Origin of the sequence: Lentzea xerophila (assembly GCF_051094245.1) — a bacterium.
Classification (GTDB): Bacteria; Actinomycetota; Actinomycetes; order Mycobacteriales; family Pseudonocardiaceae; genus Lentzea; species Lentzea xerophila.
On sequence record NZ_CP194934.1, the window covers coordinates 4,390,299 to 4,401,792 of the forward strand.

At 66.1% G+C, this 11,494-nt stretch carries 14 protein-coding genes and 2 pseudogenes; 6 read left to right on the forward strand and 10 right to left on the reverse strand.

Going from position 1 to position 11,494, the window contains the following annotated elements:
• Positions 1 to 183 precede the first annotated feature (183 nt).
• Positions 184 to 1,128, forward strand: a complete 945-nt coding sequence (locus tag ACRSBM_RS20965) for a hypothetical protein (RefSeq protein ID WP_434445321.1) — start codon at positions 184 to 186, stop codon at positions 1,126 to 1,128.
• Between the two features lie 1,042 nt (positions 1,129 to 2,170).
• Positions 2,171 to 2,848, forward strand: coding sequence for a hypothetical protein (locus ACRSBM_RS20970; RefSeq protein ID WP_434445322.1), 678 nt, complete (start codon positions 2,171 to 2,173; stop codon positions 2,846 to 2,848).
• On the opposite strand, the gene ACRSBM_RS20975 is transcribed toward ACRSBM_RS20970, so the two are convergent.
• A complete protein-coding gene (locus ACRSBM_RS20975) occupies positions 2,819 to 3,217 on the reverse strand; it encodes a hypothetical protein (protein ID WP_434445323.1) in 399 nt (132 codons plus the stop codon). The two genes, ACRSBM_RS20970 and ACRSBM_RS20975, sit on opposite strands and share 30 nt — an antisense overlap.
• 306 nt (positions 3,218 to 3,523) lie before the next feature.
• Positions 3,524 to 3,670 carry a hypothetical protein gene (locus ACRSBM_RS20980; RefSeq protein ID WP_434445324.1) on the reverse strand — a complete coding sequence of 49 codons (147 nt, stop codon included), beginning with the start codon at positions 3,668 to 3,670 and terminating at the stop codon, positions 3,524 to 3,526.
• A gap of 280 nt (positions 3,671 to 3,950) precedes the next feature.
• Between ACRSBM_RS20980 and ACRSBM_RS20985 the strand changes: the two are divergent.
• A pseudogene (locus ACRSBM_RS20985) lies at positions 3,951 to 4,268 on the forward strand (lysine 2,3-aminomutase); the annotation flags it as partial.
• A gap of 123 nt (positions 4,269 to 4,391) precedes the next feature.
• Positions 4,392 to 4,573 (forward strand): annotated as a pseudogene (locus tag ACRSBM_RS20990) (muconolactone Delta-isomerase family protein); the annotation flags it as partial.
• Positions 4,574 to 4,993: 420 nt separating this feature from the next.
• Here ACRSBM_RS20990 and ACRSBM_RS20995 read toward each other — a convergent pair.
• The 5 genes from ACRSBM_RS20995 to ACRSBM_RS21015 all read right to left on the reverse strand — a co-directional run bounded on the left by ACRSBM_RS20995 (position 4,994) and on the right by ACRSBM_RS21015 (position 8,348).
• A complete protein-coding gene (locus ACRSBM_RS20995; RefSeq protein WP_434445325.1) occupies positions 4,994 to 6,130 on the reverse strand; it encodes a hypothetical protein in 1,137 nt (378 codons plus the stop codon).
• Positions 6,131 to 6,400: 270 nt separating this feature from the next.
• On the reverse strand, positions 6,401 to 6,745 hold the full coding sequence (locus ACRSBM_RS21000; RefSeq protein ID WP_434445326.1) for a hypothetical protein: 345 nt from the start codon (positions 6,743 to 6,745) through the stop codon (positions 6,401 to 6,403).
• A gap of 456 nt (positions 6,746 to 7,201) precedes the next feature.
• A complete protein-coding gene (locus tag ACRSBM_RS21005) occupies positions 7,202 to 7,375 on the reverse strand; it encodes an alpha-N-acetylglucosaminidase TIM-barrel domain-containing protein (protein WP_434453156.1) in 174 nt (57 codons plus the stop codon).
• On the reverse strand, positions 7,376 to 7,681 hold the full coding sequence (locus tag ACRSBM_RS21010; protein ID WP_434445327.1) for a hypothetical protein: 306 nt from the start codon (positions 7,679 to 7,681) through the stop codon (positions 7,376 to 7,378).
• A gap of 61 nt (positions 7,682 to 7,742) precedes the next feature.
• Positions 7,743 to 8,348, reverse strand: coding sequence for a hypothetical protein (locus ACRSBM_RS21015; RefSeq protein WP_434445328.1), 606 nt, complete (start codon positions 8,346 to 8,348; stop codon positions 7,743 to 7,745).
• On the opposite strand from ACRSBM_RS21015, the gene ACRSBM_RS21020 reads away from it, so the two are divergent.
• Positions 8,347 to 8,772, forward strand: coding sequence for a winged helix-turn-helix transcriptional regulator (locus ACRSBM_RS21020; protein ID WP_434445329.1), 426 nt, complete (start codon positions 8,347 to 8,349; stop codon positions 8,770 to 8,772). The two genes, ACRSBM_RS21015 and ACRSBM_RS21020, sit on opposite strands and share 2 nt — an antisense overlap.
• Here the strand turns inward: ACRSBM_RS21020 and ACRSBM_RS21025 are convergent.
• The 3 genes from ACRSBM_RS21025 to ACRSBM_RS21035 all read right to left on the reverse strand — a co-directional run bounded on the left by ACRSBM_RS21025 (position 8,707) and on the right by ACRSBM_RS21035 (position 10,125).
• Complete coding sequence (locus ACRSBM_RS21025) at positions 8,707 to 8,901, reverse strand: MFS transporter (protein WP_434445330.1); 195 nt, start codon at positions 8,899 to 8,901, stop codon at positions 8,707 to 8,709. The genes ACRSBM_RS21020 and ACRSBM_RS21025 overlap by 66 nt on opposite strands.
• A 143-nt stretch (positions 8,902 to 9,044) precedes the next feature.
• Positions 9,045 to 9,593, reverse strand: a complete 549-nt coding sequence (locus tag ACRSBM_RS21030; protein ID WP_434445331.1) for a DUF6239 family natural product biosynthesis protein — start codon at positions 9,591 to 9,593, stop codon at positions 9,045 to 9,047.
• Complete coding sequence (locus ACRSBM_RS21035; protein WP_434445332.1) at positions 9,571 to 10,125, reverse strand: hypothetical protein; 555 nt, start codon at positions 10,123 to 10,125, stop codon at positions 9,571 to 9,573. Before ACRSBM_RS21035 ends, ACRSBM_RS21030 begins: the two co-directional genes overlap by 23 nt.
• A gap of 181 nt (positions 10,126 to 10,306) precedes the next feature.
• On the opposite strand from ACRSBM_RS21035, the gene ACRSBM_RS21040 reads away from it, so the two are divergent.
• Positions 10,307 to 11,479: an acyl-CoA dehydrogenase family protein gene (locus ACRSBM_RS21040; protein WP_434445333.1), complete on the forward strand. Its 1,173-nt coding sequence runs from the start codon at positions 10,307 to 10,309 to the stop codon at positions 11,477 to 11,479.
• Positions 11,480 to 11,494 lie beyond the last annotated feature (15 nt).

An 11,494-nucleotide genomic window follows, 5' to 3' on the forward strand; every position in this document is an offset into this window, starting at 1 on the left:
CATGAAGGACCTACAGGTGGGTTTACCTGCACGAATATTGAGCTGATCACCTGTTCGGCCTAGCGTGCGTGGTGTGTCGGATCCGGCCCCGACAGCCCGTCCCGCTCCCCACCGAGGACGGAGGCCACGCATGCCCGCACAACCTCATCAGAGCCGCACCCTCGCGTAGCGGACGGCGCACCGATGGCCGTACTGCACGCCCCGGTAGAGCTGGTCGCGGCCCGCGCGCAGAAGACGCTGCCACGGGCGGATGCACGGCGCCCGGTGCGCTTCGAACCCAAGTACGACGGCTGGCGCGGCCTGCTGTTCACCAGCGACGGCGTACTTCAGTCCCGGCGCGGCACCAACCTCGCCACCCGGTTTCCCGAGCTGATCGCCGCAGCACGCACGTTCGGCGACGTCGTGCTCGACGGCGAGATCGTCGCCTTGCGTGACGGCCGGCTTGACTTCGGTGCTCTGACCAGCGCGCCCCGCGGCCGCGCCGCCGCGGGGATCACCATCTACTTCATCGCCTTCGACCTGCTCGCGGAAGGCCACCACGACCTCCGCGAGACGACCTGCCGGGACCGCCGGGCACGGCTCGAAGCGGTGATGGCCGGCGCTCGGCCGCCGCTGCAGCTCGCGCCGTGCACCACCGACCTGGACCAGGCCCTCACCTGGATGCAGCCCGAGGTCTCCGCCGTGGGCATTGAAGGCTGCGTGATCAAACAACTCGACCAGCCCTACCGGCCCGGACGCAATGGAGACTGGATCAAGGTCCGGCACACCGTCGTCGTCGACGCCGTCGTCATCGGCGCCACCGGCAATCTCAGCTCACCCGCCGAACTCCTGCTCGCCCGTCCCGACTCGACCGGCGAACTGCGCCGCATCGGGCTGTCCCAGCCGCTGTCGCCGGCCCTGCGAGCCGAGGCTGGACCGCACCTCGACATCACCGGTGAACCACCGGCCCGCGTGTCCACCGGCCAGTTCGGCAGCCGCGGCGAGACCGAATACAAGCCCGTCCACCCGACGCTAGTCGTGGAGGTCGAAGCCGAAGGGTCCGTGCACGCCTTCACCAACCGGCTCCGCCCAACCGTTTATCGGCTCCGTCCGGATGTCGATGTGGCGGACCTGCAACCCGATCACTGACCGTCGCTGGCGCGGCAGGGGCGTTGTGCGGCGGAATCGGGGCCATACGCCCGCGTGATCCACAAGTCGACCCCGCGTGTCAGAGTCAGCAGCCCGGCATCCGGTGGGGATGTCCGCTCGAAGCTAGGCACCCGTCACACACCGGATTTCGCCCTCGTACAGGCGATACAAGTCTTCAGCGCCAAGGTGGGTGATCATGTGGTTGGTGAGCAGCCCTTGACCATGCCTTGGCGTCCGCTGCGGCGCCCCCTTGACAGTCCAGGGCACTTGATCGCCAGGCCGCGTTGCGGCATCGCACGCCCGCCATTTCGATCCGGCGAACGGATCGTTCTCTTGCGAGAATGGGCGTGTGGAAAGCATCTGGGATGTGCTCGCGAAGACGATCGACGTCGAGAGCGTGCCCCGTCATCACCAACGGCTCATCGGTCACGCGATTGACGCTGGTGTAGGGTCGACTGGGGACATGCACCACCCCGGCGACTCATACTGCTACACCTATCACTCGTCGGATGGGCACACAGTCACGGTTCATATGCACGTCCCCCTGGACCCATCGACCTCGCCGCCGTCGACCCACACATCGGGACGAGGCGGCAATAGCGGAGTCACCGTCTGGGTGAGCAGCCCCGAATTTCCTGAAATGGGGCCGATCGCGGTCGGTCGGACGCAGAGCGGGCCGACGCCGACAGGGACGGAAGCCGAGACACCGCCGTCACCTGCCCGGACGCAGAGCGGACCAAGGACAGTCGGGACGGAAGCCGAGACACCTGCCCGGACGCAGAGCGCACCAACGACAGGCGAAGCACCCCCGGCAGCGGTGCCTGGGGCAGTGGCGTCAAGCGACAGCGCAATGCTAGCGGCGGCGCCCGCTCCGGCCGCAGGCGTGAGTCCGCCGCATCCACCGGTGCCGGGCAGCCCAGAAGCCGCCGAAGCGGCCGGCCGGCACGTGGGCAAAGCCTACGGGGACTTCTTGGCCTCGGCGGAGTCTTTCCTGCGTCTGCTGCGAGCTCCAATACTCGGTGGAGTAGCTCTGTGGAATCGCATGTCCCAAGCGGAGAAGATCGACGCTATCCGCCGGATCCAGGACGAGTACAACGCATTGCCGAGACTGCTGAGAGCGGTCAGTCCGCAGCACGAGTCGGCGCAACGGCGTGGATTCGAGGAAGGCGCCGCGCATGGATACGAGAGCACACGGTTCATTGCTAGGGCGCTATGGGCAATCGCCGAGTTAGCGAAGATGGCGGCGTTGGGTGCCGTCGCTGAGCCGACCATTGTCGGCTTTGGCAGCTCTGGGCAGATCCTCGCTCGGGACTGCGCCCCACGAACAGCGGCCCGGGTGATCCAAGAAATGACCGGCGTCGAGGTCCCCGCCGACTACCTGCTCCGGGCCTTTGGCATTCCCCCTGCGACGATCGACGGGTACAAGGCGGCGGTGGCCTACACCCGCAACTGGTTCGCGTCGGTCGGGATCCGGCTGTCGCCACGGCCCGGCGGCTTTCATCCTGTCGCCGAAGGTGGAGTACCCGGCCGTTACGTCATCTTCATGATGGAGCGGAGCGGCGGCGATGGACACGTGGTGTTCGGCGAAGTCACGGCAGCTGGCGTACGAATCGTGGATGACCAGCTCGGCCGGACTTGGACTAGCCTGACGTCCGCGCAGAATGCACTGGGCATGGAAGCGACGACCGTGTCACGCGTCGAAGAAGTCGTAATCCCCTGAGCGTGCCGCAGGCAGAACCAGAGTTACCCAGTCGCTCTCTGCCCGGCGTTCGTCGGTCTCGTCGTCAAACAACACGGCGCGCATCGCGAGCCGCGGGTCGTCTGTGCGCGGCGTGACGATGGTGACGCAGAACGTCTCCTCGCCAGCACCGAGCGGGCGGATGGCAGCCGCAACACCGGCAGTAAACGGGTTACCTAGAGGTTCCGTGTCGGCCTCGAACTGCACCTCGACCCGGGCCCGAACGCCAAACGGCCCGGTTGCGACAAACTCCATCGAGGTGTACTTCGACTCGAGCTGGATCCAAGGGACGGTCGCACGGATCCCCCACAGTTGGTCCGGCGGCACATCCCACCAGTCGCGAGCGCCCATGACGCTGACGATAGTGGAGGTCGCCTAAACACGCGTCGTTAGACAGTCGTCCGCAAACGCAAGACGGTTTAGACACCGCCAGTGCGCGTGCGTCAACGGCGTCACCACAGGCACCATCTTCCAGCGGACCACACCTGAAACCGCTGCTGCGCCTGCGCTGCCGGAGTTGTCCTGCTGTTCGACGTCGTCGATGGTCAGGCGCAGGATCTTGCTCAGTGGATTGCGCGTAGAGCGCGGTCAGCGGCTTGCCGCGACGAGTTCGCATCAGACGCAACACCCCTAGAACCGGTCAACAGCAAACACTGTCTACAAGATCCCCTCGAGGTGGTGCGCCGCCGCCACCTGCAGCAGCACCTCGGGCTCCTGGTCGTGCCAGCCAGGCGGGACCTGGATCGGGTGCTCGCCAGGCAATGCCAGGTCGATGAGCATCTCGCGGCGCTGCCGGTATGGCACGTCGAGCCATTTACCTCGGCCACGCGTCGGAGGCATTCACCCTGAAGAAATACGCCCACTTGATGCCCTCCAGCTTCTCGCGAGCCCGCGCTGCTGCGGATACACTGTTTGCACGACGCTCCAGCTGAGCGCCCTGGGACCGGCCACCAGGTCCGCGGTCGCGTATTTCGCGATCTCACGTATGCGACCGATGGCCCCAGAATGGCCCAGAGATCATCTTTTTCGGACGTGAGTACGAGTCTGCGCTGGCCAGGCCGTCACACCGGCGTGTCGGACAGACATGTGCGACATGATCCCCAACGCCGAGCACTGGCGGGTGTCGGTGTGGGAGGCGCAGGAGCTGCAGCACGCGATCATGGGGTACCTGCCCGGGTATGCGACGCCTCGGATCGTGTGCGACGTGCCGTACGTCGGGAAGCGGTGGGTGCACCAGCTTGCTGAGTACGATCGCGAGCTCGGGATTTCCTACTGGACCAAGAACTATCGGACCGGGATCGAACTCGAAGACCCGGAGGCACTCGACCGCCGGTACCCCTACTACGACCCGATCTCCACGCTCGGCGAGGCCGGCCAGAAGTGGTGGGCCGACCAGACCTGACAGGCCGCGATGGGGCCGTTTTCGGGGCATCTCCCGAAAACGGCCCCATCGCCACGTTTTGCCTGTTCAGACCCGTTGTGACTCGTTAAGCCTCGACGACAAGGGGCCCAGAAAGTCCTAGAGCTGCAACGAGAAGGCCATGGCCACACATCTGGCGCGTCGTAGGCGAGTACGCCAACTACTCGATCTTCGACGTCGAGCCGAACGACCAGCTGCACGAACTGCTCTCCGGCCTCCCGCTGTTCCCCTACATGGACATCACGGTCACGCCGCTGGAGAAACACCAGTCAGACATCCCTTACTGACAGCCGATTCGGACCGGTTCCAGTCGCCATTCGGCTACGCCCACACCACGCCCAGGTGGGCGCTCGCATCGTGCTGCGGATGCCCACCTGGGCCACATCGACACTGTGGCAGGTCACTCGATCCTGTGATTCGACGCGCCTCCACACAGCGAATCGCGGCGGGATTGTCGGTGACGAGAGCTGACCTCCGGACCAGCACGGCCGCGATCATGCCGGATGAAGACCGGCAACACGTCGACGCCTGCGGAACTGCACGGACGTACTTCTCGGCACGTACAACCTGCTTGGTGTCACCCGCCGAGCAGTGCGAAGCACGGAAAGTACCGGGATCGGCGAGTTCACTCGCCGATCCCGGTCAGCCCACGCATCCTCAGCAGGAACGACCTGGCGAGGTGCCCGAGGGTGGGCTCATTCGATCGCTCAGCTCGTGCGCACGCGGACGTTCAACGCCTCGTCGTAGAGGTCGGCGACGCTGAAAGCGTTGCGGGTGGTGCCGTTGACGCCGCATCCGCCCTTGTGCGAACCGTAGGCCGTGAAGTTGAACGACCAGCCACCGCCGCTGTCGCCGCCGATCGTCGTTCGCTTGGCGTTCATCGCCACCAGGCGGTCGTTGAACACGCCGCTGTTGGTGCAGGAGATCGACGTCCGGAGCACGGTGTCGCTGCAGTCACGCGAGTTGGACGAGCGCCCGTAGACGCAGACCGACTCGCCGACGGTGATCGAGGCACGCGGTTCCACCGCCGCGACGTCCCGCACCTCCGACGCGGTGGCGAAGAAGTCGTCGGGCTCGATGTGCGTGGAGGTCTTCCACTCGACGTCGCCCCACTGGCCGCGGTGCTCCGCCTGGTGCGTCAGCGTGTGGGTGCCCACGCCGGGCTCGACGATCTGGTTGATGCCGTCACAGTGCCCGGCCGTGGTCACGCCGGTCGTGCCGGAGCTGATGTTCTGCACGGCCCAGCCGCTGGTGCACTCGAAGGTGCCGTCGTCCCGCACCGACATTCCGCCGTAGGCGTGCTCGTCGGACGCGACGTCCTCATCGGTCAGTGCCAGCCGGACACCCCGCGCCTCTTCCGTGGACAGCCGGGAGAGGACCTGCTCGGCCTTCGCAGGCAGGTTTGGCCTTCTGGTCGCCACGGCCTCGACCGTCGAGGTCGTCTCGTCGAAGGACGTGACCACGTCCTGGAAACCGATGTCAACCAGGCGGTGGTTGAGCCGGATCGACCGCTCCTCCAGCTCAAGCCACGAATGCGGCCGGTTGTCGGCGATCTCGACCGCGATGCCCGCGCCGCGGACCCGCGCCAGCAGATCGTCGTCGGCTTTGCCCTTCACATAGAGCGTCGGCGCGCCTCCCGGCTTTTCGGACAGCTTCGCGCCGGCGTAGGCATCCGGGCGCTTGGCCGAGATCTCCTGCTGCACCTTGCCGAACGCCTCCGCCACCGCGTGCTGCGCGGCGGCCTCGTCGATCGTCCAGCCTCTGCCCTTGGCGACCAGCGCCAGGTCGGTGGCCAACGCCTCCGGCCCCGTCGAACCTTCGACGACCGTCGGGTCGTTGTTCATGATCGGTGAATCGGCGGTGGCCGGTGCGGCCAAAACACTGCCGACGAGCGCACACGAGGCGATCGTTAGTGGAATCCTCAAATACTTCACGGCGTCTCCCCTGACGTTGACTGAGGAAAGGGCATCCTCGACCAGGAACACTGACACACCGCATTTCCGCCAGGTACCGCCTTATGGTGCCGACAAAAGTCGTCGGGAATCACTCGAATGCGATGTATTCGAGCGTCTCCGCAGCATCGACAGAAAAGGATTCACTTGATGAGACGAGTATCAGCGCGGCTCGACCAGCCTCGCGTCGTGGACGATGAAGACATCGCGGGCGCAGCTCGCGTCCGGTTCCGCGACCCAGCGGACGTTGCGCTCGACCGGCTCGTCACCGGCGAGGTCCTCGCCGCTGACGGTCACCGAGTCACCCGCTTTGATCGTCAGTCGATTGCCGTTGGTCGTGGTGAACGCGATCGTGCCCGACGCCCACTCGACCTGGGCCGACCGCCAGGCGAGCAGTCTTCGTCCACCGGTCTCGGCCGGCTCCAGCTCCACACACCGATCGGTGACGTGCAACCGACCAGCACCGCCCAGGCTCGTCGACTCGCCCTGCCCCAGATCTTCGAGCACGGCGAGCGGACCGTGCGGGCCGGCCTGCCGCGCCGTGTCAGTTTTGCTCGCACACGAGCTGAGCACCAAGGCAGCGACAGCGGCGACACAGGAAAACAGGATCGAATTTCTTCGGGCACTCATGCCGATCCCTTCTTTCGCGAACCACCGTACGGTTCCACGACTCAAGGACGGAAATCAACCCAGATCCGGTTGCCTTCACCCTTGCGGAGTCCACTTAGATTGATCACAGCAGGAGCGTTCAGCGCACTCTGACTGGATCTCGCCTGCTCCAGCACCAATGACGGCGGAGGACCCAGCAGCAGCGGCCGGGCGACTCACCATCGACTTTTGTCATCGATGCCCCAGCGATTGGTTTCGCTCATACGTCAGCGCCTGACACCTCGCTCCAGAGCCAACTGGGTGAACGGCCACATCTTCTCCAGGGTGAGCGTTCCGACGGCACTCGTCGATCAGTTAGCGTCCACGCGGGCCGAGCCACCGCAGGAGTTCCTGCTCGCCGTATCCGCACCGTAGGAAGGTGTTGAGGTACACCAGTTCCTGGCCAAGCGTCAGATGTGCCGCGTTCACACCGCCGGCCGCCAGGTGATCGTCGTGTTCCCACTGCGCCCAGTCGTAAAACGGGGTCAGCTACCAGCGCGTGTACCGGGCTGGACTGGGCCTGACGGGGTGACCGGAATGACCACCCGGGACTTCGAAGGACGCGTCGCCACCGGCGACAGCACGGCACCGCCGGCGGCGGCGAATCGCGACGCTGAGACGCATCCCAGACGAACTGGTGCGGGCGGCCAACGCCCGTGGCAACCGGTGGTAGCAGTGGGTGATCTGGAGGTTCCGCATGATGGGGTCGGTCAGTGCCGCGATCCGTTCGACCTCGGTGACCGACGGCGGGATGTCACTGCTCGGCTCGTGCACGTCCGTACCGGTCAGACTCATGACGCGACTCCTCGTCTCCCAGGGACCACACCTCTTTGTCGCCCTGAGAGCGGTGAACGTGTCAGGAAACCCGGCGATCCACCGCGATCCAGTTCGTTTCCCACGTCGTTCCGCCATCGCCCGAGAACGCCTGCTCGAACCGCGCCCTGTCCGAGCCCTGGCGGTAGACGAGGAAGCGCACCTTGATCGGACGGCCGCCGAGCTGGTCGTCGCCGTAGAACTCGCCCACACCGTCGCGGAACCCGCCGTACACCGCCGGGGTGAGCAGACCGTCGCGCATGTTGACGAAGGTCAGGCTCCACCGCTGCGCCTGGGGCTCGTACAACCGCAGGTTGAGGCCGTCGATGCGGCCAGCCGGACCAGAGACCTCGAGCTCGACGACGTTCGCCCGCCGGTCCATAAGGGGACGCACGAGGCTCGTGCCCGTGAACTGAAGCCACTCGTCCGCGGATTCCGAGAGCGGATCGGCGAGCACACGCACCGAGGTGCGCCAGTTGCCGATCTCCCAGTCGAAGTCGTGTCGGCCGTCAGCGACCGCAGACTCCGGAGGCGCCGAAGCGCCACCAGAAGCGGCCGTCGCGATCAGCATGAGTGCGGAAAGACCCGCAACCAGGATTCGTTTGTATGGCACCGTCATGGCTTGACTATCCGAGCGGAGCCCGGCCATGAACAAGAAGGCACCTGCAGGTAACCCCTCACGCCCCAACCCACTGCCCGGCTGCCCGATGGCCGCGGCGTTCACCGCGATCGGCGGAAAGTGGAAGCTGACCCTGCTCTACTGGCTCGCCCACGGAGAGTCCCATTTCGCCGGCCTCCGCCGCAGGGGCGCACCGATCACCTCCAAGGTGCTGGCCGAGCAGCTACGCGAACTCGAGGCCGACGGGCTCGTCGAACGTGTGGTGACCGGACCGGTCCCGGCACTCGTCATCTACCGGCTCACTCCCTACGGAACCACCGTTCTGCCCGTCGTCGAGGGAGTCCGGGTGTGGGGTGAGGTGCACCTTCAACGTGCTCACGGTGGCGCTTCACCGAACGCGGCGATCCGCTGCGCGGACGTGACCACACAGGAATCGGTCCACAAAGGACTCTGATCGTGCGGCCCACACCATCACCCACCGTCGGTCCAGCCGGTCCACCACGACACCGGCGTGCAGCGAAAGCAGCACCCAGGGAATCTCGGCCGCCATGACGACGGCGCTCAACGCCAGCGGACTGGGCACTCCTTTTCCAGGTTTCCGGAACAGAAGACGCCAGCGCGGATTTCCGCGCCGAACCGAAACGCGCCAACACGTCGGCGACGATTCTGCCGATGCTCAGCACCGGCTCCACGCATCGTCGCTGTGCACCTACTGCCGGTCGCCCTCTACAGCCAGCGACCTGACGCCGCCACCGTTCCGATGAAAGCCACCACCGACAGGGCGAGAGTTCCGGCCGTCAGTCGCAACACGACCCGGCCCGCACGCGACCTCGGCACGCAGAACGTCAACCAGGACACGGCGGCCAGCGCCGCGAGGTAGCCACCCGACTGGTCGACCGTCGCCCGCAGCAACGCCGTCGTGGTCGCGGCAGCCACCAGCCACGGCGCCACCGCGACCACCCGCACGATCAGGTGCGGGGCGCGCCACCAGATCACGAACGGGACGATGCCCGCGGCGAGCAGGAGCACGATCGCCTGCGGCGGCAGCACCAGCGAAGGGACGAGCAACATCGCCACCAGGTACGCCGTGGTCGACGCGCCCGTCACGAGCAGCGCGTCGGCCCGGCCCGGCGGTGGCGTGAAGATCCGCAGGAACGCGAATCCCGCCACCACCGGAACCGCGAAATAGCCGATCAGGTAGAGCAGCACCGGCCCGAACAGCACCGGCACCGTCGAGCCGTGGTCGTGCACGTCAGGCTGCCGCGCCGATCGCACAGGAGCAGCGCATATCGGCGCGGTCCTCCGGCGACGGTCGCATGTGGAAGTACATCGCGACGACCATCGGAACGAACACGATGAAGTTGTAGAACAGGTGCAGTTCGACGCGCGGAAGCACCAACTGCAGAATACTGACCGGAACGGGACTGCCGAGGAGATTTCGCCCGGTCAACGCCTGGACCAGCAACAGGAAATGCTCGATATGGTGCCAGAACTGAATCCACAGCGCGATCTTCCACCATTTCTTCGACCGCCCCGTGAATCCCGGCAGCAGCACGAAGAACCCGACCAGCATGATGATCGCGTAACCGTAGTGCATCCATTCTGACGTCACGAGCCACGGAATCCACAGGCCAAGGACACCACCCGCCTCTGGCCGCGGCCAGCCCAGCACGAACACCTGGATCGCCTGCACGATGTGTTCGGCCCAGTGCGCGATCACCACGAACGCGAAGATGTTTAGCGCGGTTCGGTGCCACCGGTCGTTGAGTGAGCCGGGCGCCGACCACGCCCCGGCATGAATTGTCATGAGTCAGCTCCATCCGGCACGGCGACGAGCCAGCCGGACGTTACTTGACCTCAATCGGTCTTCCATCTCCCAGATTGCTCTGCTTCCACGATCAGCTCTGCAATTCAGAAGAAGCGCTTGGCGGTGTGCCACCGCCAGAATCATCGAGCGGGACATCCACCCACACTTTCCGGAGGCAAGGTTGAACTCCCAGTCGCGCACGGAATTCGTGCAGAACGCCTCGAAACTCGTTCCGCTGTTGCAGTCGCACGCGCTGTGGCACGAGGAGAACCGCCGCCTGCACGACGACGTCGTCGCCGCACTGACCGAGGCCGGCGCCTACCGGATGCGCGTGCCTGCCCGGTACGGCGGCCTGGAAACCGACGCCACCACGACGTTCGAGACGATCAGCCAGCTCGCTCAGGGCGACGGATCGGCCGCCTGGAACGTGGCGGTCAACGCGATCAGCAGCTGGTTCGTCGGTCTCTTCCCGGACGCCGTGCAGGACGAGGTCTTCGCCGACCCCGACTCGCGGGTGTGCTCGGTGCTCAGTCCGACGGCGATGGCGACCCCGGCCGACGGCGGCGTCACCATCAAGGGCGGCTGGCAGTTCGTCAGCAACGCCCTGCACAGCAAGTGGCAGGTCGTGCTGGCGATGGGGCCGACTCCGGACGGCAGCAGCCTCTGGCCGTTGATGGCCGTCGTGCCGATGAGCGATCTCGGGATCGTGGACGACTGGCACCCGTACGGCCTGCGCGGCACGGGCAGCGTCACGACCGTGGCGGACGACGTGTTCGTTCCCGCCGAACGCGTGCTGCCGCTGATCCTGGTACTGCAGGGCCAGTACGCCTCGCAGGCCAACGCCGGCGCGCCGATGTTCCGCGCTCCGCTGATGGTCACGGGCTCGGCGACGTTCACCGGCGCGGCGATCGGCCTCGCCAACGCGGCCAAGGAGAACTTCTTCGACCGCCTGCCCAACCGCAAGATCACCTACACGAAGTACGAGAGCCAGCGCGAGGCACCGATCACGCACCTCCAGGTCGCCGAGGCCGCTATGAAGATCGACGAGGCGACGTTCCAGGCCACCCGCCTCGCCGAGCACATCGACGCACGACAGGCCGACGAGCCGTGGTCCCTGCACGAGCGTGCCCGCGCGAGGGTCGCCCTCGGCCGCGTGTTCGACCTCTCGAAGCAGGCGGTGGAGGTGCTGGCCACCGCGAGTGGCGGTTCATCGCTCTACAACACCGTGCCCATCCAACGGATCCTGCGCGACGTCCAAGCCCTCAACATGCACGCGCTCATGCACCCCAACACCAACTACGAGTTGTACGGGCGGGTGCTCTGCGGCCTCGAACCGAACACGGACTACCTCTGATCCAGCTGAAAGGGA